Below are 20866 nucleotides of genomic sequence, written 5' to 3' on the forward strand. Positions count from 1 at the left end.
GCTAAAACTGCAAAGGCGATCGCTTCTTTGAAATCTACATCTACCCCTACTTCAGCAGTGGTCATTACTGGGATAGTTACTAATAAATTCTGTATCCGTTCTTTTAAATATAAATTATGACTACCGCCGCCACATAATAATATTTGATCTGGTAAATTTGGCAAAAAATTTCGATAGCTATGATTAATGGAAGCTGCTGTTAATTCTGTGAGAGTTGCTAATATATCAGCAGCACTTAAATTATAATTTTCTCCATCAGCAAGACAGTTAAATAAATAGTCTTTGCCAAATAATTCTCTACCTGTAGATTTTGGTTCTAGTATGTCCATAATTACTTCAATATCCAATCTCCCCTACTCTCCCACTCCCTCTAACTATATAAACCCGATTTTATATAACTCCTGAATTCTGAATTCTAAATTCTGCATTCTAAATTCTGCATTCTAAATTCTGAATTCTAAATAATCGGTTGATGAATTTCTCCTAACATTACTTTGGCTTTTGCTCCGGTAACTTCTGGCAAATTACTGGGAATTTTTAAAGAACGCCAATATGCTAAAACTGCAAAGGCGATCGCTTCTTTGAAATCTACATCTACCCCTACTTCAGCAGTGGTCATTACTGGGATAGTTACTAATAAATTCTGTATCCGTTCTTTTAAATATAAATTATGACTACCGCCGCCACATAATAATATTTGATCTGGTAAATTTGGCAAAAAATTTCGATAGCTATGATTAATGGAAGCTGCTGTTAATTCTGTGAGAGTTGCTAATATATCAGCAGCACTTAAATTATAATTTTCTCCATCAGCAAGACAGTTAAATAAATAGTCTTTGCCAAATAATTCTCTACCTGTAGATTTTGGTGGTTTTTTTTGGAAAAAGTCTTGTTTTAACCATTTTTCTACTAAGTCTTGACATGGTACTCCACTAGCCGCCCATTCTCCATTTTTATCGTAGGTTTTTCTACCTTGAGAAAGGTGTTGTACTGCTAAATCTAATAGTGTATTACTCGGACCTGTATCCCAACCTAAAATACTATTTTTGAAGTCTGGTGACTTTTGACTTTTAATATAAGCAACATTCCCTATTCCACCTAAATTTTGAATGCAGCGACTATATTTAGAGTGGCTCAGTAAATGAATATCTACACAAGGAACTAAGGGTGCACCTTGACCTCCTGCAGCAATATCAGCAGCTCGAAAATTACTAATAGTCGGAATACCTGTTATGTTAGCAATTACTTCACCACGTCCTAACTGAAGGCTATAACCTAATTGTTGAGATGGTGGACGATGATAAACAGTCTGACCATGAGAACCGATAATTTCTGCTTTTCTATCACTTTTTTGATTAATTGTAAATGCTGCTTGGGCAAATTCTTGGGCAATAGCATCATCAAGTTCTGCCAATTCAGCTATTGACAGAGATGTACCCCCACAAACACTCAGAATTTGCGAGCGTAATTTTTCTGAGTAGGGATAAGTAGTTGCTGCTAGCAGTTCAACTTTTAAATTTGTTTGATCGCCAGCAACATCAACCAAAGCGGCATCTATACCATCAACGGAAGTACCACTAATCAAACCAATAATTTTGGTCATTTTTCATTACCAACAATGACAATTACTACTGTGATATTATCGCGACCTCCTCGATCTTTAGCTGCATCTACAAGTTCTTGAGCAATAGGTTCACAATCATCATTAGAAGTTAATATAGGGGCAATTAATGTGTCGGATAAATCTTCTGTCAATCCATCACTACATAGTAATAGGCGATCGCCCGTTTGAATATCAACAGGCAAGATATCTACTTTACCCATATCTTCCCTACCTAAACATTGAGACAGTACATGACGCCAAGGATGTACTCTAGCTTGCTCAGGAGTTAGAGCATTCTGTCTCACTGCTTGAGCTACCCAAGTTTGGTCTTCTGTAATTTGTTCTAACTTTTGCTCTCGAAGTCGATAGAAGCGAGAGTCACCTACATTTGCACACCAATGTTCTTGTTCTCTGAATATAACTACTACGCTAGTGGTACCCATATCTGAACGTTCTGGGTTTTCTAGTTGGTCGTATAAAATGGCTTCATTGGCTTTGAGAAAAGCATCTTCTAACAACTTTGGTGATTCTATAACATCCTGCCAATGGCTAACAAGATAATTTTTAATTACTTCCGCAGCAATTCTACTCGCCTCTTGGCCACCTGCATGTCCTCCCATACCATCAGCAACAATAAAAAATCGTCCTTCAGGGTCTATGTAGTAAGAATCTTGATTAACTGAGCGAATACAACCTTTATCAGTAGTACCTGCGAAATCCAATTTCATAGAATTTAGTTGAACACTTTTTGTCCCATTTTTATGTTTATTATCCACCTATATATTTAATATCCCAATTTTTATATACTTTACTTTTATTCTAGCACTACAATGCTGCTAATTAATACAGTATATATCTTGCCAGAAAATTACAGCAGATTCGGTGATTAATGTTCTGAAATTGACGGGGTCATTTCAATTATAAGTTATCAGTACCTCTAGCTGTTTGCGCAGCATGACCTAGGAAAGCATTGGGATTGAAAGTCTGGAATATTCTCTTTTTTTATCCCCTTAAAAGGGGAGGTTTTAGACCACAATTTTTCGGTAAATATTTTTTGCTTGTTCTCTATCCTTGGACTCATCATCCCTATTCTCTATCCCCTATTCCCTACTCCCTAAAATCATCAAGATAAGTATTTCATCAAGTAGGAAACTGCTGTATTTTATTGAGAAGTTTTATCTCATCAGGTTAATTCAAACATCTGATTCAAAATAATGGCTGTATGAATCTCGAAAAATGTAAGCATTCAGCGGTCAGCTATCAGCTATCAGTTATCAGTTATCAGCTATGAGTTATTAATATCATGTCCGGATAATTAGTTATAAAAAAACTGTAAGTATTCAGTTCTTAACTTTTTAATGAATGAAGCAAGCATTTGTTTAACTTATATTACATTTTTAATCAGAGAATGAACCATAAGAACTATTAGTTTGAGTTCAATTCATACAATTCTATAGAACCCATTTGATAGCTATATAATTATGGTAGCCAAGTCTTTTCGCGCATCAATGAGTTAGGAAAAATCTGAAAAGGAGTGTTGAATTTTTTGTATTATTTCTCCCCACATCTTCCCTCTTCCTTCTTCCCCTCCTGGGAGGGGTTAGGGGTGGGTTGTCTCCTGTCTCCTGTCTCCTATCTCCTGTCTCCTGTCTCCTGTCTCCTGTCTCCTAGCTAAAAAAATTTAATATTTATGAAGATACGCTTAGGGGTTCTATAGCGGGAAATGTAGATGTTTCTCAAGAGCTGATAGCTGACTGCTGTTTGCGCATCATTCCGCAGGAAATGCTGAATGCTTACAAAAAACTTTCTCCTTCAACTCCAGTTCTTCCTGTTCCTTACTTCTTTCTTACCTCCTGACTCCTGAGGACTCCGTAGTTATTTATTTATCACTGTTCAACCGGACATGATATAACTCATTATTTTGACAGGAAGAATTAGTCTCGAAGGATAATGAAAAGTTATTAATGAAATTGGTCATCAGCGAATCTTAGTCGTTGCTTAATTCTTTCAAAACCGGACATGATATAACTCATTATTTTGACAGGAAGAATTAGTCTCGAAGGATAATGAAAAGTTATTAATGAAATTGGTCATCAGCGAATCTTAGTCGTTGCTTGATTCTTTCAAAAGTTGTTTGCGTAGCATGACAAACGGAAATGCTAATAGTTGAATGCTTACAGTAAAATCAAGCATTCATTAAGGATATAATTTAGCTGAATCGGCGGCAAATTGAACAGGTTGGATGCCCATTCAATTTGCATGCTATCCCAGTAGAAGCTTTCGCCCTAGTTGAAAAACTTGTATTATGATGTTGCTATAACCCCGAAAATTTTCCACCATGCGCACTGCCTACCAATATAAATTAAGGCCCAACTCAGATCAAATAGCCACAATAGAATTGTGGTTGGAATTGTTGCGTCGGCAGTATAACTATCGGTTAGGTGAAAGGTTCTCATGGTGGGAAGAAAATCGCTGTCCGGTTAATGCTTGCCCCTTAGTAATGCCAATTCCAAAACTCAGGGATAATCCAGATTATTACTCTCAAAAACGAGATTTGCTCAATACCAAAGACAAGTTTCCTGAGTATAAGCTGATTCATTCTCAGGTTTTGCAAGATTGCATAAAACGGGTAAAACTTGCTTTTGATAGATGGTTTAAGGTAGACAAGAGTGGACATAAATTAGGAAAACCAAGGTTTAAGAAAATAAGCCGTTATCGTAGTTTTACTTATCCTCAAATCAAACAAGACTGTATTGAAGGACGCAAGATTAACTTACCCAAAATTGGCAAGGTAAAGTTAATTCAACATCGTCCAATACCAGAAGGTTTTATAATTAAAACTGTGACTATTAGTCGTAAAGCTGATGGTTATTATGTAACTGTATCCCTAGAAGACAAATCAGTTCCAGCTTTGACAAGTGAAGTGGAACCTACATTAGAAAATACTCTGGGAATCGATATGGGGCTAAAGGAATTCTTAGTAACTAGTGTTGGAGAATCTGTCCCCATACCTCAATACTATCGAAAATCTCAGAAGCGATTAAAGACTTTGCAAAAACGTTTATCTCGAAAGAAAAAAGGAAGTAAAAGGAGGATCAAAGCTGTTAAAGCTGTAGCGAAACAACATAAAAAAGTAGCTGATAAACGTAAAGATTTCCATTTTAAAACAGCCAATGAATTGTTATTAAAAGCTGAAGTGATCGCCCATGTAGACGCGGAGCGGCGTGCCGGAGGCAAACTTAAATATTAAAGGGCTAGCAAAGACTCGTTTGAGTAAATCAATTAACGATGCTGGATGGGGTCAATTCCTGTCTATTTTGACTGTCAAAGCTGAAAATGCTGGACAGAAAACTATAGGAGTGAACCCCAAAAATACTAGCCAAGATTGCTCAAGTTGTGGCAAAAAAGTCCCTAAAGAATTAAACATACGAACCCATTCTTGCCCGCACTGCGGCATAGTAATAGACCGCGATGTAAACGCGGCGATAAATATCAAAAATAGGGCGGTAGGGCATTCCGTTCTTAAAGCTCGTGGAGCCCGATGTAATGGCAGGGCTATGAAACGAGAAGCTCACACTATAGCACCAGCTTAGTGTGGGAGTATGTCACCAAAATTTGTGATTGAGTATCAATAAATTTACCGAAAAGTAAACTCACAGCTATTATTCCTAAATTGGCTCTTTGAAGAAGGAGTCAGAATCAATTAGTGGCAGTTCTGAATACCACTAATTGAATACCAGCAAATCATCAAACTTAGTGGGAATATTAAACCCATTTATTTATCTTTAATTTATCAAAATAATTGGGTCGTGCAACCCCACTTTTTAAGGCAAAATGTTTTTGGAGGCTTGCTCAAATCCCCCTTATACCAATTTGATAAATGTTTGCTACATTTTCCCATTGCGGGGGAGTAGGGGAGTGGAGGAGTAGGGGAGAATTCATTAATTGATAATGGATAATGGATAATTGATAATTACCTCGGGTTTTAACCGCTACGGAATTGAATATCAGGAGATATTATTTCTTTTCTTGGTCGATTGGATATGGCGCAGGTTTCCTCGCCATCCCACCCAACGGGGAAGCTGCGAAGATCGACCGCTTTTTTTCCCTTAAAAGGGGAGGCTTCAAGGCGCGAATTATTTAATTATTAATTATTAATAGACATCTCCAGAAAATAAATATTTTAATTAGAGCAGGCTAAGGATAGGAAAAATTCACCCTAAAAAATCTTTTTTCGTGCCTTTGCGCGTAAAAATATCTTACCTGTTGCCTGTTGCCAGATGAGCTGTTGCCTACTCCTGCAAAAAACCTATATCTTTTTCGGAGATGTCTAATTATTAATTATTCGGTAAAGATAAGAATAATTAACAATAACTAGCTAATAATTATTAAAAAAGTTATTCAGTCTGTGTTAATTACTTAATAATTGAAGTAAAATTTGCATTCTTTTTTCAAGTTGGTATTACAAAAATAACTTCTGTACGTCGCCAATCCGACGGTTCCCCTATCTGACTTCTGAATTCTGAGGACTGAGGACTGAGGACTGAATTCTTTCTTGATAAATCATGGAATTAATTGTTGAATTCTTGCCAAAGGAATTTCCACAAATTCAGGACGATAAGTAAGTTCATAATCAAGTTCATAGACAACTTTTTCTAAGAGATAAACATCTAAAAGTACCTGTATTTCTTCTTCGGTTTTAGGCAAGAATGAACTTGACATTGTATTGTTGAGGTAAGCTTTTAAAAAAGATATGCTCGTCCAGCTATACCAAAATGTAGACCATTGTTCCATGGCAAGCAAATTTTCAGGACGAATCATTCCATTTTTAATTTCTTCCCGGAGAGCAACATTAGCTGCATAATAGAATGACTCCAACATTATTGCTATATCTCGAAGTAAGGAACGCTTCATGCGACGTTCATTTAAAGGTCGAACACCTTCCCCTTCAAAATTAACAACTACAAAATCTTTACCTGTAAATAAAACGTTTTCTAAATGATAATCTCCATGGCAGCGAGTACGCATCGCGGTAATTTTTCGTTCTACCACAGAACCTAAATGTTTCATAATTTGGTCCTGACGATTAATTACATTTTTCGCTAATTGTTGTTTATCTTGTGAAAATCCTGATAAGTGTTTTTTCAACTTTAATAAAATTCTTCCTGTCTGGTTTCTCATATACTGATAAACCGACCTTTGATAAAAAGGTGTAAACTGTTCGGGAGCAAAATTTGGGTTCTCTAAATCAGAGGCTAAAGTACAATGAATATCTGCTGTAACTTTACCTAAGTTTTCGGCTACATTGATATAAGAACCAATCACGTCGTAGACTGATTCAGTAATCTCAGTATTTAAACTATTACTAACAGTAATCTGAGGAATTTCTAACTCATTTACAGATGTATTTTCTACCATTATTCTGTCAAAATAATCCCTCAGAACACTAGAGGTATAAGACCAACCGTCTCTTGCTTCTGGAATAAATTCTTCTAATATGCCAATGGTCATTAAGTTATTACCCTGTTGGTGATACTCTAGATATCCTGCTATTTGAGGAATATTTCCTGCAATTTCTGAATTTTGAGACCTAGATTTATCTGTCAAGAATTTGCCTACTTCTAAATCTGGATTAATACCAATTTCTAGTTTTCGTAATAACTTAAATATTAATCCTGTACCGAAATTAATCAGAGTTTTATCATGTTTTTCTGAGGAAATATGAGGATTAATATTTCCTGTATTTGTCTGCATTATCTCTGCTAATACATCGGTATATTTTCCTCGAAGAACACCTTTATTTCCTTGATATTTTTGGTTTTGGGCGATGGCATCAAAAGGCATATTTAAAAATTCTCTATCTCCCAACACATCAAACAAAATCCCCGACTTTTCTTGCTGCTGTATTTGCAACTCCGCAATAATCTTTTCCCGAGGAATTTGAGGAGTTATTTCTGTGGGAATTAAATAGCTCAAAGCAATCAAATATGTTTCTGGCGACCCCTCTGTATAATTTAATTCTAAAAATATTAAAGCAGTTTCTTTCTGTTGATAATTAATAGAAATTACCTCTGTAATTTCTGTAGATTGAATCACCTTATTTTTACCTCCAAACCAAGGGAAGCTACTCAAATAATTAGGTAAAATTGACTCTAATCTACTCTTGATTTCTGCCTGAGAAAATATATCTTTCCAATTACCTGCTACAGTCAAAACAGGAGGTTTACTCAGAGGTTTTGGAGTCTCAATATAAGATTGTTGTGGTTGTAAAGTAAACCAGTAAAAAGCATAAGGACTTAAACTAAAAAAGTATGGATTCTCCTCAATAGCTGGAAACTTAGTTCGACCAAAAATTTCCACAGGAACCATACCATTAAAAGCTGATAAATCTAACTCTACTATTTGCACGAAACGAGAGAGATTAGCTACTACTAAAATATGCTGACCAGAATATGTACGAGTAAAAGCTAAGACCTTCCTATTTTCCGGATGCAACAATTCAAACGAACCCCGTCCAAAAGCTTGAAAACGTTCCCTCGTAGAAATCAAACGCTTCATCCACCACCACAAAGAATTAGAATTAGCCTGTTGAGCCTCCACATTAATTGTTTCGTAATGGTATTCAGGGTCTACAATAACTGGAGCATATAACTTTTGTGGATTTGTACGACTAAAACCAGCATTCCGGTCCGCAGTCCATTGCATCGGAGTCCGCACCCCATTGCGATCGCCCAAATAAATATTATCTCCCATACCTATTTCATCCCCGTAATACAAAACCGGAGTCCCAGGTAAAGACAACAATAAACTATTCAGCAACTCTATTTGCCGACGGTCATTTCCCAATAGAGGGGACAAACGGCGACGAATACCCAAATTAATTCTAGCCTGTGGGTCTTGAGCATAAGCCTTATACATATAATCTCGGTCTTCATCGCTGACCATTTCCAGAGTCAACTCATCATGGTTACGCAAAAACAAAGCCCATTGACAGTTATTGGGTATGGAAGGAGTTTGTTTGAGAATATCGGAGATTGGAAAATTATCCTCCATCCGTAAAGCCATAAATAAACGAGGCATCAAAGGGAAATGGAAATTCATGTGACATTCATCTCCCGCCCCATAATATTTAGCCGCATCTTCAGGCCACTGATTAGCCTCTGCTAATAACATTCGATTAGGATATTTAGAATCTATGTGCCCCCGTAACTTTTTGAGAAAGACGTGGGTTCCTGGCAGGTTTTCGCAGTTAGTACCCTCTTCAACACAAAGATAGGGAACTGCATCAAGACGCATTCCGTCAACTCCCATGCTCAACCAGAAATCTGCCAATTCTAAAACAGCTTCTTGTACCGCAGGGTTTTCGTAGTTGAGGTCTGGTTGATGATAAAAAAAGCGATGCCAATAGTAAGCTTGAGCCACAGAATCCCATGCCCAGTTAGAATTTTCAAAGTCTTGGAAAATAATCCGAACTTCTGGGAATTTATCAGCACTATCACTCCAAACATAAAAATCTCTTTCTACACTACCTTTAGGAGCGCGACGTGCTCTTTGAAACCAAGGGTGTTTGTCGGAGGTATGGTTAACTACAAGTTCGATAATGACCCGAATTCCTCTGTCATGGGCAGCATCTAGAAGTTGTTGAAAATCTTCTATATTGCCGTAGATGGAGTTAATACTTCTATAGTCAGCAATGTCATAACCATCATCTCTGAGGGGAGAGGGGAAAAATGGTAGAGTCCAAATTGCTGTTACTCCCAGGTCTTGCAAATAGTCTAATTTTTCTGTAAGTCCCTGAAGGTCTCCAATACCGTCACCGTTACTATCAGCGAAAGCTCGAACTGGTACTTCATAAATTATGGCGTCTTTGAACCAAAGTGGGTCGTTTTTTAGCATGGGGTAAAGCTTTTTCTTTCTATTGTTAGAGATTCGAGGTAATTATAGCTGAAAGGGAGATAGGGAGGTGGAGAGGTGGGATGATGGGGTGATGGGGAGATAGGTGTATTTTTCTAAATTATTGTGTATAGTAAAAGTTCTACAATATAGTCAAATATATTCGTTCATTTGTACTAACCACCTACTAAATATTTGATAAAATTTAATAACTCTGTGAGATATAGCAATCCTATTTTATTCGTGTCAAAAATCTTACTGCTTTTTAGGGAATAGGGAACAGGGAACAGGTAAGAGTTTCAGTTTTTTTATTTACTTTTTGATTTTTCACGACCTATTTAGGATGGCTATAGTTTATTTAAAAGTATAATGAAATTGGCTGATAATTCCAGACTAAATAATGATAAAGATTTATAAATGCTCAGAGCATTTAGTAATTTTAACTCCTTGATTTATGAGATTAGTTGAAAGACATATTATTCAGAAAAATAATCTGTTTTATTCTGAGATTGACCGACTGTGTTTCTTGTCTAAAAATATCTTAAACTCATGCTAATTATTTAGTTCGCCAGTCTTGGATATTTGAAAATACTTATTGTCACTATTTGGACTTGCAAAAGCAACTGCAATCTCAAGAAGATTATCAAGCAATGCCAGAATTGAGTATCTCAACAAATATTGATTATAATAGATAGAAACTGGAAGAGTTTTTTGGCAGCGAACGAAGTTTATCAACAGAACCCATCAAAGTTTAACGCTCGTCCTCGTCTTCCTAGATACAAAAATAAAATACCGGGAAGAAATATTGTAGTTTATACAACACAAGCTATCAGCAAGAGGCAATTAAAACAAGGAATTATTAATCCTAGCAAAACAGGAATTTATCTAAAAACATTAGTACCTACTTCACAAATCAAACAAGTTCGTCTCGTCCCTAGACTTAACCATTATGTAATAGAGGTCATTTATGAGAAATGCGAAAAACAATACGAGCTAGATAAAAATCGTTGCGCCAGTATTGATATAGGATTAAACAACTTAGCTACATTAACTTTTAATCAAGCCGGAATTAAACCGCTATTGATAAATGGCAGACCGTTAAAATCTATAAATCAATACTATAATAAAGTTAAAAGCTTCTTACAATATAAACTCCGGGAAAATCAATCAAGTAAGAGGCTGAAAAAACTTATTTTAAAAAGAGAATTTAAAATCAACGATTATCTTCATAAAGCTTCTCGTTTGATTATTGATACTCTAATTAATCAGAAAATAGGAACATTGATAATAGGGCACAATGAAGAGTGGAAGCAGAAGATAAATTTAGGGAAAAGAAACAACCAAAATTTTGTATGTGTGCCCCATAACAGGTTAATCAAAATGTTATCTTATAAAGCCGAGATGGTAGGGATAAATGTCATTCTTACAGAAGAATCTTATACCTCAAAATCAAGTTTTATAGATAATGATTTTCTTCCTGTGTACAAGAAAGGCCAAAAAAATCAAATCATTTTTTCAGGAAAAAGAGTAACAAGAGGTTTGTATCGTACCGCAAGCATTGGATTAATCAATGCTGATGTGAACGGTTCCTTGAACATTATGAAAAAAGCAGTCCCAAATGTCTTTGACCATGGGATAGAGGAGCCAGTGCGTTGGGCGGGTCCCCCGACTTAAAGCAACTGGCGTGGTGTTGTAGTTCACCCAGTCAGGGTAACGCCTGCAAAATAAGGATTAGTCATATTTGACTATATTTTTATCAACTATATAGATACTTAACCTCTACTTGCTGATAATGTATAAGTTTGGTCTAGCTTGTACTAGAACTAAACTTTGTTGCTTTTGTCTTTTATTATTCTACTTTGGAAACATTTATCGACAATTAAAACCAACAAGATTTGTGTGAATATCTGCATATAAACATTTTTTTATTATTTATAACTTCTGTACTTATATTTATTGAGACAGTACTTTCAAGTAGTTGGTGACTTATAAACCAGAATAAATCTTTCTCAACAAATCTTTTATTAAATCCTGAATCAAATCAAAATCTTGCTGAAATTTGTTTTCAGCGTAACTCATTAATTTCTGTTTAGCTTGTTCGTTAGGAATATTTTCGGCATATTGTAAACCTTGTAAATACAACTCCACTGCTTTCTTAATACGCCCATCCATAGTCACACTAAATTGTTCATAAATTCTAGCAATATGCTCTTTTGTTTGTGCATCTAAAACTATTCTTTTTTGAGATAGTGCAGCTGCTATCTGCATTTCAAGTTCTTGTTCTTTAGCTGCACACATCTTTGAAAAAATTCTCATCTCATGTTTGTGATATTCACTCATTTTTTCCAGATGATGTTGGTTCTCAAGTCTTACTTCTTGAGTAGGAAATAAGCGACCAAATATTCCAGAATTATTATATTTGAAATTAGAGTTTTGATGTTGTAACTGGAGATATTCTTGAGTTAAATTTTTAGGCGTTGGTAAAGCGCGTGTATGATATTAATCTTAATTATTTAGGAGTCAGGAGTCAGGAGTCAGGAGTCAGGATAAAAGAAAGAAGAATAAAGAAGAATAGAAGGAGAAAGTTTTTTGTTTGTACTCTTATCTGGGGAAGATATTATACCTCAAATTACCAACGCCAATTTTTAATTATCTCATCAGATGAATTGTATTTGTAGGTTGGAATTAAAGAAGAATTGTTTTGGTCTGACATGATTTTTTTTCCTGAATGATTTAACTTTAAATAATTTTTGTAGATATTATAGCAGTTCTTAATCTTGCTGAAGTAGGAAGCTATATATTTTAGGGAAGCAAGATCGACTTTTGATAAACCTTATGAAATATAGATGCTTTTTTTTAAGTATAGTAATTAGGGCTTGCTGATTAAATATAAAAGTATTTACAGATAAAGGTTTTAGCCTTTTTGGGGTCTAAAAAAGTGCCTTGTATCATGTCTAAAACCCTCAAAAAGTTAGTATTTTAGGCTCATAGTTAGGCAGAAAAATCATTCTTACAATTTTTACTCCTACCTTCTATAAGTACCCATTTCTCCTGTCTCCTGTCTCCTGTCTCCTGTCTCCTACTCTCACCCATAAGACTTTTTCAGCAAACCCTAATTATCTTTCCAAGAAAAATATTTACGTTGAGAGCATAAATATTCATAGGTACTTTAGTTTTTTCTTTTTTGTTGACGTAAAAAATTTACAATCTCTTCTTGAGTGGAGGGTATTTGATTGATATTTTCCCCATTTTCTATTGGTTTAATTGTCTCTTCATCGTCTGAATTGGTTAATTTATTTTGATTACTACCTGAAGTATTTTTATCTCCTGAAGTTAGCTAGTTAGTAGCAAATTTTTGATTACAATTTTCCCCATTTTCTATTGGTTTAATTGTCTCTCCATCATCTGAGTTGGTTAATTTATTTTGATTATTACCTTGAGGCAAACTATTTCCTAAAATTAGATTATTCTCTACCCAAGGGTCAGGAAACTGACAATTTTTAACCTGGTAATTTTGAGAATTAGGTGAGAAAGGTTTTTCGTTGACAAAATGGGAATAATTATCAGACTGTTGCTCAAAAGGATTATCTAGATTTGATTGTTGAAGCTCTTCTTGAGAAATAAAATTTTGATTCTTCAATCTATACTCATCTGAACCATTTGATTGATTGTTATTACCATTTTGAGAAATTTTATTTCCTGAAATTGCATCATCTTTTTGTCGGGTATTAGAAGCAGTTGACACAAATTTTTCATTAGTTTGGTTATATTTTTGGTGACCACTTTTATGACCATTATTCAAAGGCATTGTTTGAAAATTTAAAGCAATATTTTCTTCTAATGCCTGTTTTTCTGCTTGTTCTCGTATTTTAGCTAAACGCTGATTTTGTAAAGACTTATAAATTCCGACTACATCAGATTAAAACTCATCTTGAAGCCCTTTTATTTTAATTCTAATGTTATGGTCAATTGCATCCATATTAAAGATAGAACTGTAAATTTGATTAGCAGAAGTGTTCGTAACATATTTAAGATTTTCTTGATCTTTAGCCTCTTTTTCTAAACGTTGTAATATTTCGCTATATGAATCATTAGTATAAATAATGCTCTTTATTAAAACAGCACCCGAACCCATTAAAGCAGTAACAATAAAAAACAATAAACTAAGTAATTGATCGCTAGGACGTGCTTCTCCCGTAACATAGTTAAATTGATCGGGAAACTTCAAAGAGGCTTTAGTCAGATCTCCACTTTCATAAGCTTTCTTTTCTTCTTTTAGTTCTTTCTTTTCTTCTTGAAGTTCAGCTTTTTCTTTTACCGCTTTTTCAACTGCCTTTCTGGCATTTTCTTCATTTTTTACATAGCCTTGATTAATTGTTCCATCGGCATGATATCTCTGAAGATACTGACCACGAATTTTGTCATAGTTTCCCCTAAGTTCCCTAATTTCCTCTTCTTTCTTTTCTATTGATTGTTGTTTTATCTCAATTTTAGACTCTATTTCATCAACATTTTTGACTTGAACTGCTCCCATTAACATTAGTGTAGTAAGAGGTGTTGTTAGAGCAGTTGAAAAAGCGATATTAACTGAAAGTTTAACCAAGAAAGGTCGAGTGAAGATATTATTAGAAGGATTATTATTCTTAGTTTCTTGTTGAGTTGAAAAACTAAGAATACTTCGATCCATACCCCACATAAAAGACCCCGCTAAAAGTCCTCCAAAAATACCTCCTACAGGTGAACTAAGAGAAATTAAAATAAAAGTATAACCACCAAATGTAGCAAGGGTTGTTGATACCATAGCCATTGCTCCTAAACCAGCATAAGATTTTTTTAAGTGCTGGGGTAACTTTTGATTGTCTACACCTGTACACCAAATTAAGAAAGATTGAGTTGAATTAGCGATGAATCTTAAAGGAGAAAATTCAGATTCTGGAGACTTTGGCTTATGTTTATTATTTACCATTTTTATCTAATTTATAGAAATTAAAGAATAGTTTATTAATAGCTTGAGAAATTTTCTATTTTTAGGTGTACATCAATAATTATATAAAAGATATTCTAATGTTGCAGGTGGGGAAATATTCATACAAAATTTTTGTTTTTTTAATTCTTTATTAATTAACAAATTTTCTGTGACTAGAGGAAATTTTGCCTAGAGAAATACACTGAGATATTTTCTGTCAGTGGAAATAAAGTCTGAGTTGTCTTGCTCTCTAGGTTTGATGTTTTACTGTTGCGTATGTCGCAATAGTCGGATTTTACAATTAACTTTTCGATTCTTGATTTGCTAACAATTTGTTTGTGACTAGAGGAAGTTTCCGGTAGAGAGATAGTCAAATATTTTCTGGGATGTAGAAATCAACTCTGAGTTTCCTTGCTCTCTAGGTTAGATGTTCTACTGTTGCGTATGTCGCAATAGTCAGATTTTACAATTATTTTTTTGATTCTTGATTTACTAATAATTTTTCTGTGACTAGAGGAAGTTTCCGCTAGAAAGATAGTCAAATATTTTCTGGGATGTGAAAATCAACTGTCAGGAAACTGACTTTCTAGGTTTGATTTTCTACTGTTGCGTATGTCGCAATAGTCAGATTTCACAATTATTTTTTTGATTCTTGATTTACCAATAAATTTTCTGTGACTAGAGGAAATTTCGGCTAGAGAGACAGTCAAATATTTTCTGGGATGTAGAAATCAACTCTCAATTTCCTTGCAGTCTAGGTTTGATGTTTTACTGTTGCGTATGTCACAACAGTGAAATTTGACAATTAATTTTTCGATTCTTGATTAACTAATAATTTTTCTGTGACTAGAGGAAATTTCGGCTAGAGAGACAGTCAAATATTTTCTTAGATGTAGAAATCAACTCTCAATTTCCTTGCAGTCTAGGTTTGATGTTTTACTGTTGCGTATGTCACAACAGTGAAATTTGACAATTAATTTTTCGATTCTTGATTAACTAATAATTTTTCTGTGACTAGAGGAAATTTCGGCTAGAGAGACAGTCAAATATTTTCTTAGATGTAGAAATCAACTCTCAATTTCCTTGCAGTCTAGGTTTGATGTTTTACTGTTGCGTATGTCGCAATAGTCATTTTTACAATTAATTTTTCGATTCTTGATTTACTAATAATTTTTCTGTGACTAGAAGAAATTCCGGTTAGAGAGACAGTCAAATATTTTCTGGGATGTGGAAATCAACTCTGAGTTTCCTTACTTTCTAGGCTTAATTTCTACTATTGCGTATATCGCAACAGTGAAATTTTACAATTATTTTTTTGATTCTTAATTTACTAATAATTTTTCTGTGACTAGAGGAAATTCCGGTTAGAGAGACAGTCAAATATTTTCTGGGATGTGGAAATCAACTCTGAGTTTCCTTACTTTCTAGGCTTAATTGCTACTATTGCGTATATCGCAACAGTGAAATTTTACAATTATTTTTTTGATTCTTAATTTACTAATAATTTTTCTGTGACTAGAGGAAATTCCGGTTAGAGAGACAGTCAAATATTTTCTGGGATGTGGAAATCAACTCTGAGTTTCCTTACTTTCTAGGCTTAATTGCTACTGTTGCGACATACGCAACAGTGAAATTTGACAATTAATTTTTCGATTCTTAATTTACTAATAATTTGTTTGTGACTAGAGGAAGTTTCCGATAGAGAGATAGTCAAATATTTTCTGGGATGTGAAAATAAACTCTGAGTTACCTTGCTCTCTAGGTTTGATGCTCTACTGTTGCGTATGTCGCAATAGTCATTTTTACAATTATTTTTTTGATTCTTGATTTGCTAATAATTTGTTTGTGACTAGAGGAAGTTTCCGATAGAGAGATAGTCAAATATTTTCTGGGATGTGAAAATAAACTCTGAGTTACCTTGTTCTCTAGGTTTGATGTTCTACTGTTGTGTATGTCGCAATAGTCATTTTTACAATTATTTTTTTGATTCTTGATTTGCTAATAATTTGTTTGTGACTAGAGGAAGTTTCCGGTAGAAAGATAGTCAAATATTTTCTGGGATGTGAAAATCAACTGTCAGTTTCCTGACTTTCTAGGTTTGATGCTCTACTGTTGCGTATGTGGCAATAGTCATTTTTACAATTATTTTTTTGATTCTTGATTTACTAACAATTTTTAATAGTCAAATATTTTCTGGGATGTAGAAATCAACTCTGAGTTACCTTGCTCTCTAGGTTTGATGTTCTACTATTGCGTATGTGGCAACAGTGAAATTTTCCAATTAATTTTTCGATTCTTGATTTACTAACAATTTTTATGTGACTAGAGGAAATTCCAGTTAGGGAGGGATATAGTCAAATTCTTACTTTTGACTTTTGACTTTTGACTTTTGACTTTTGACTTCATTGAAACGACAGCCATATTGTTACAATATTTAACAACCTTTATAAAAAAAATCTAAAATTTTATGAATCTGGAAACAATATCATCTGCTACCCAAAAAGAATATTTGAATTCACATACTAAGAAATTAGACACATTAGAAGTAGAGGCAATGCCAGTGACAAATATAGATATGGTTAAGTCTCAAGATTATTCAGAACCAGTAGAAAGTAATGCTCTACGCTATGACCCAGAAGCAATTACAGCCTTATACAGTAAACGCCCTTTGCCAGTATGGAAAAGACGCATCAGTGTTTTATGGACTTTTTTATCATTTGCTTTTAGCTTATGGTTGGACAAAATTACAGGTAATGCCACTAAAAATGAACTAAAACGGGCAATTAGGTTAAGAGAAATTTTGACAAATCTTGGTCCTGCTTTTATTAAGGTGGGACAAGCACTATCTACTCGACCAGATTTAGCTTCTCCCACATATTTAGAAGAGTTGACTAAATTACAAGACCAATTACCCCCTTTTCCTAATGAATTAGCCTATCGTTTTATAGAAGAAGAATTAGGTTCCCGTCCAGAAGAAATTTATGCAGAATTAACACCTAATCCCATTGCTGCAGCTTCTCTTGGACAAGTTTATCAAGGCAAACTTAAAACAGGCGAACAAGTAGCAGTAAAAGTACAACGTCCTGGTTTAGCAGAAAGTATTGCTTTAGACATTTATATATTAAGAACACTAGCTATTTGGGCACATCAAAGTATTAAGCGACTCCGCAGTGATTTAGTAGCTATTATGGATGAGTTTGGAACTCGAATATTTGAGGAAATGGACTACACCCAAGAGGGTCGTAATGCGGAAAAATTTAAACAACTCTACGGTCATCTTCAAGATATTTACGTTCCTAAAATTTATTGGCAATATACGGGTCGTCGTGTATTAACAATGGAGTGGATAACGGGTACTAAACTAACTAACTTGGAAGCTGTAAAAGCTAAAAATATTGATGCCAAATATCTGATAGAAGTAGGCGTGCAATGTTCTTTAAGACAGTTGTTAGAACATGGTTTTTTTCATGCTGACCCTCATCCTGGTAATTTATTGGCTAGTCCAGAAGGTAAGTTGGTTTATCTAGATTTTGGCATGATGAGTGAGGTTAAACCTTATCAGAGATATGGTTTATTAGAAGCAGTTGTACATTTGGTAAATCGTGATTTTGAAGCTTTAGCTCAGGATTATATTAAGCTGGAATTTTTGACTCCTGAAACTGATGTAACTCCGATTATTCCTGCTTTGGCTGGTGTGTTTAATAATGCTCTTGGTGCTAGTGTGGCAGAACTTAATTTTAAGAGTATTATAGACCAATTATCAGCTTTAATGTATGAGTATCCATTTACTGTGCCTGCTTATTATGCTTTGATTATTCGTTCTTTGGTAACTTTGGAAGGTATTGCGATTAATGTCGAGCCTAATTTTAAGGTGTTGAGTAAAGCTTATCCTTATGTGGCGAAACGTTTACTAACTGACCCTGCTCCTGAGTTAAGAACTTCTCTGAAAGATTTACTTTTTAAGGATGGTGATTTTCGTTGGAATAGATTGGAAAATCTATTAAGAAATGCGAGTAATAGTGATGATTATGATATTAGCAAGGTATTAGACCAAGCTCTAGATTTCTTATTGTCTGAACGTGGTGATTTTATTCGGGTGCGTTTAGTTGAAGAGTTGATTAATAGTCTTGACCTAGCATCCAGAAATACTTTTTCTAATATGAGAAATAGAGTGGGTGAATTGTTGGGTATGAAGGAAGAAAAACCGACCAGAATTACATCTACAAATTCTCCAGAAGAAAAAAGAGCAGAGCATATTCAACGTATTTGGCAAATTATTCAAGATACTCCTGGTTTTGATGCTATGCAGTTAGCGCAGTTAGTACCAAATTTGTTGGTTAAACCAGAAATGCAAAAGATGGGGCAACAAGTGGCAAGTGGTTTGACTCAACGGGCGATCGCTCGTTTGATTCGTCAAGTATTATTATCTCCAGAGCATTCTAATGGTAATGGTAATGGTCATCAACCAGATACTAAACCTCAACTTTCTTTGCCTATTCCAAGGTAAGTTGATTAATTAGGGTTTGCTGAAAAAGTCTTTTAGTAGGAGTAGGAGACAGGAGACAGGAGACAGGAGAAATAGGAATTTAGAAGAGGTAGGAGTAAGAATTGTCCCTTGATTTTTCTGCCCAACTATGAGCCTAAAATATGAGCGTGAAGAGCTGAAAACCAGGTACTTTTTTCGACCCCAAAAAGGCACTTGTCTTTATATGTCAATGCTTTTAGATTTAATCAGCAATCCCTAGTTATTTAATAGTTAATTATTATTAGTTGTTAGTAGGAAAAGTTTCTACTGGCAACTAATTTTTTTATCAAAAAATGGAGGCTTAATTGAGCAATAATACCAAATTGATAAATGTTTGCTACAAATAATTTTCTAGGTGTTATACCAAATTCAAAAAAGGTCGCTACAGTATTAATCTCAAAACTCCTACCAACAAAATAAAGCACTGTAACAGTATTTTTTGAAAATGGTATTAGGTGGTAGATGTTAGGTACTAGATGCTAGGTTTTAGGTTTTAGGTGGATTATTATAGCCAGTTTATTTGTAAAATTATTTTTTCAATTTGGTATAATACCAAATTTAATTTAATTAGGGCTTGCTGATTAACTGTCAAAGCCTTTATCTGTCAACACTTGATAATTTTTAGAGTTAAAAAATGTGCAAGTTTTTTGGTCTAAAAAGCTAAAAAAATTAGAGTTTTGAGTAGATAAGGATAGAAAAATAAAGGGATATTTCTTCCTCCTAAATCCTCTAAATTATGAATTATGAATTATAAATTATAAATCCTGAATTATATCCTCAACTATAAGACTTTTGAGCGCAAACCCTAATTAGGGCTTGCCGATTAAATCTAAAAGTATTTATAGACAAAGGTTTTAGCCTTTTTAAGTATCAAAAAATGCGAGGTTTTAGGTGGTAATGGTTCAAAAATGAGTGGATTTTGGTCAAGAGTTGAGCAGAAAAATCAAGGGACGATTCTTCCTACTATTTCCTCTATAGTTTCCATTTCTCCTGTCTCCTGTCTCCTGTCTCCTACCCGAGCAAAAAGACTTTCCATACGCAAACCCTAATTAGTATCTTTCTAAAGAGGGGAAAGCAAAAGGCAGAATGATTAAAAAAGAGTTGGAAAAAGTATCTTTTAATAACTGGAATTAGTATAAAATTTAAACTCCACTATACAGTAGATAAATTATATTATCGGGAATTCAACAAAGCAAAAATGAACATTTATCAAAAATCATTCAAGCTAATTTTAGCGGGAAATACAAACATTCCTGCAATGATTAACGCTATTATTGGAGCTACCCTTCAAGCACGAAGTGATACTAAAAATAGTGATTTAACTTTTCGTCAAGTACACATTTTTCATTCTGAACAATCATTACAAGCTTTGACAACTTCAGTAACTTGGCAAGAAGCTCTAAGCAACTATAAAATTTCTTCAACAAGTTTAGTTCATCATGTCACAAAAATAGAAGATTCTAATATTGATAGATTTAGGGATCTTGTAGAGCAACTACGAAAAAATTTAACCCTTTTGATAACCCACAAAACTATATTGACTTGACAGGTGGTATTTCATCTCTTAAGTCTATACTTGCTGTTTTTGCTTATGTACTTGATATAGAAAATATTTATTCGTTGGAAATAGATTTCTCTAAATATACAGTTATTAGAAATATTAGAAAAAAGCCAGCTAGTCTTTTTTCTCATGATTTAGAAAAAGCAGGTGTAAGTATGGTTTACTGATTAAATATAAAAGCACTGACATATAAAGGTTTTAGCATTTTTTAGTTAAAAAAAGTCTAAGCTTTTAGGTCGCTTAGGTTCAAAAAATTAACATTTTAGGCAACAGTTGTGCAGAAAAATCAAGGGACTATTCTTCCTCCTAGCTCCTATA

General features: G+C 34.3%; 12 protein-coding genes and 1 pseudogene. 6 read left to right on the plus strand and 7 right to left on the minus strand.

Annotated features, from left to right (window positions below; all coding sequences use genetic code 11):
* The 3 genes and pseudogenes from F6K23_RS07625 to F6K23_RS07635 all read right to left on the minus strand — a co-directional run.
* Positions 1-314, minus strand: a pseudogene (locus F6K23_RS07625) (anhydro-N-acetylmuramic acid kinase); the annotation flags it as partial.
* A 143-nt stretch (positions 315-457) separates the two neighbouring features.
* Complete coding sequence (locus tag F6K23_RS07630) at positions 458-1603, minus strand: anhydro-N-acetylmuramic acid kinase (RefSeq protein ID WP_293152864.1); 1146 nt, start codon at positions 1601-1603, stop codon at positions 458-460.
* Entirely contained in the window at positions 1600-2331 is a 732-nt protein-coding gene (locus tag F6K23_RS07635; protein ID WP_293152866.1) for a Stp1/IreP family PP2C-type Ser/Thr phosphatase, read from the minus strand. Before F6K23_RS07635 ends, F6K23_RS07630 begins: the two co-directional genes overlap by 4 nt.
* 1610 nt (positions 2332-3941) lie before the next feature.
* Here F6K23_RS07635 and F6K23_RS07640 point away from each other — a divergent pair.
* Both F6K23_RS07640 and F6K23_RS41600 read left to right on the plus strand, forming a co-directional pair.
* Positions 3942-4853: an RNA-guided endonuclease InsQ/TnpB family protein gene (locus F6K23_RS07640; RefSeq protein WP_367267650.1), complete on the plus strand. Its 912-nt coding sequence runs from the start codon at positions 3942-3944 to the stop codon at positions 4851-4853.
* Positions 4854-4872: 19 nt separating this feature from the next.
* On the plus strand, positions 4873-5196 hold the full coding sequence (locus F6K23_RS41600) for an RNA-guided endonuclease InsQ/TnpB family protein (protein ID WP_367267651.1): 324 nt from the start codon (positions 4873-4875) through the stop codon (positions 5194-5196).
* Between the two features lie 970 nt (positions 5197-6166).
* Here F6K23_RS41600 and treS read toward each other — a convergent pair.
* Entirely contained in the window at positions 6167-9499 is a 3333-nt protein-coding gene (gene treS, locus F6K23_RS07645) for a maltose alpha-D-glucosyltransferase (RefSeq protein WP_293152868.1), read from the minus strand.
* 708 nt (positions 9500-10207) lie between these two features.
* Between treS and F6K23_RS07650 the strand changes: the two genes are divergently transcribed.
* Entirely contained in the window at positions 10208-11170 is a 963-nt protein-coding gene (locus tag F6K23_RS07650) for a transposase (RefSeq protein ID WP_293152871.1), read from the plus strand.
* Positions 11171-11482: 312 nt separating this feature from the next.
* On the opposite strand, the gene F6K23_RS07655 is transcribed toward F6K23_RS07650, so the two are convergent.
* From F6K23_RS07655 to F6K23_RS07665, 3 genes are all read right to left on the minus strand, one after another.
* On the minus strand, positions 11483-11836 hold the full coding sequence (locus tag F6K23_RS07655; protein WP_293152874.1) for a hypothetical protein: 354 nt from the start codon (positions 11834-11836) through the stop codon (positions 11483-11485).
* 997 nt (positions 11837-12833) lie between these two features.
* Positions 12834-13304, minus strand: coding sequence for a hypothetical protein (locus tag F6K23_RS07660; protein ID WP_293152877.1), 471 nt, complete (start codon positions 13302-13304; stop codon positions 12834-12836).
* 111 nt (positions 13305-13415) lie between these two features.
* Positions 13416-14462: a hypothetical protein gene (locus tag F6K23_RS07665; RefSeq protein ID WP_293152880.1), complete on the minus strand. Its 1047-nt coding sequence runs from the start codon at positions 14460-14462 to the stop codon at positions 13416-13418.
* A gap of 2467 nt (positions 14463-16929) precedes the next feature.
* Between F6K23_RS07665 and F6K23_RS07670 the strand changes: the two genes are divergently transcribed.
* The 3 genes from F6K23_RS07670 to F6K23_RS07680 all read left to right on the plus strand — a co-directional run bounded on the left by F6K23_RS07670 (position 16930) and on the right by F6K23_RS07680 (position 20715).
* Positions 16930-18969 carry an AarF/ABC1/UbiB kinase family protein gene (locus F6K23_RS07670; RefSeq protein WP_293152883.1) on the plus strand — a complete coding sequence of 680 codons (2040 nt, stop codon included), beginning with the start codon at positions 16930-16932 and terminating at the stop codon, positions 18967-18969.
* Positions 18970-20185: 1216 nt separating this feature from the next.
* Positions 20186-20533 (plus strand): hypothetical protein, encoded by a 348-nt coding sequence (locus tag F6K23_RS07675; RefSeq protein WP_293152886.1) that lies wholly within the window; start codon positions 20186-20188, stop codon positions 20531-20533.
* The gene (locus F6K23_RS07680; protein ID WP_293152889.1) at positions 20530-20715 is read left to right on the plus strand and encodes a hypothetical protein; all 186 of its coding nucleotides are present in this window, start codon (positions 20530-20532) and stop codon (positions 20713-20715) included. Before F6K23_RS07675 ends, F6K23_RS07680 begins: the two co-directional genes overlap by 4 nt.
* Positions 20716-20866 lie beyond the last annotated feature (151 nt).

Origin of the sequence: Okeania sp. SIO2C9, assembly GCF_010672455.1 — a bacterium.
In the GTDB taxonomy this organism is placed as follows: domain Bacteria; phylum Cyanobacteriota; class Cyanobacteriia; order Cyanobacteriales; family Microcoleaceae; genus Okeania.

Bases quoted from the DNA above. Each gene is read 5' to 3' on its own strand.
- treS (WP_293152868.1), bottom strand. From the start codon at position 9,499: ATGCTAAAAAACGACCCACTTTGGTTCAAAGACGCCATAATTTATGAA.
- F6K23_RS07635 (WP_293152866.1), bottom strand. From the start codon at position 2,331: ATGAAATTGGATTTCGCAGGTACTACTGATAAAGGTTGTATTCGCTCA.
- F6K23_RS07640 (WP_367267650.1), top strand. From the start codon at position 3,942: ATGCGCACTGCCTACCAATATAAATTAAGGCCCAACTCAGATCAAATA.
- F6K23_RS07660 (WP_293152877.1), bottom strand. From the start codon at position 13,304: ATGCCTTTGAATAATGGTCATAAAAGTGGTCACCAAAAATATAACCAA.
- F6K23_RS07665 (WP_293152880.1), bottom strand. From the start codon at position 14,462: ATGGTAAATAATAAACATAAGCCAAAGTCTCCAGAATCTGAATTTTCT.
- F6K23_RS07630 (WP_293152864.1), bottom strand. From the start codon at position 1,603: ATGACCAAAATTATTGGTTTGATTAGTGGTACTTCCGTTGATGGTATA.
- F6K23_RS07670 (WP_293152883.1), top strand. From the start codon at position 16,930: ATGAATCTGGAAACAATATCATCTGCTACCCAAAAAGAATATTTGAAT.
- F6K23_RS07655 (WP_293152874.1), bottom strand. From the start codon at position 11,836: ATGAGTGAATATCACAAACATGAGATGAGAATTTTTTCAAAGATGTGT.
- F6K23_RS07675 (WP_293152886.1), top strand. From the start codon at position 20,186: ATGAACATTTATCAAAAATCATTCAAGCTAATTTTAGCGGGAAATACA.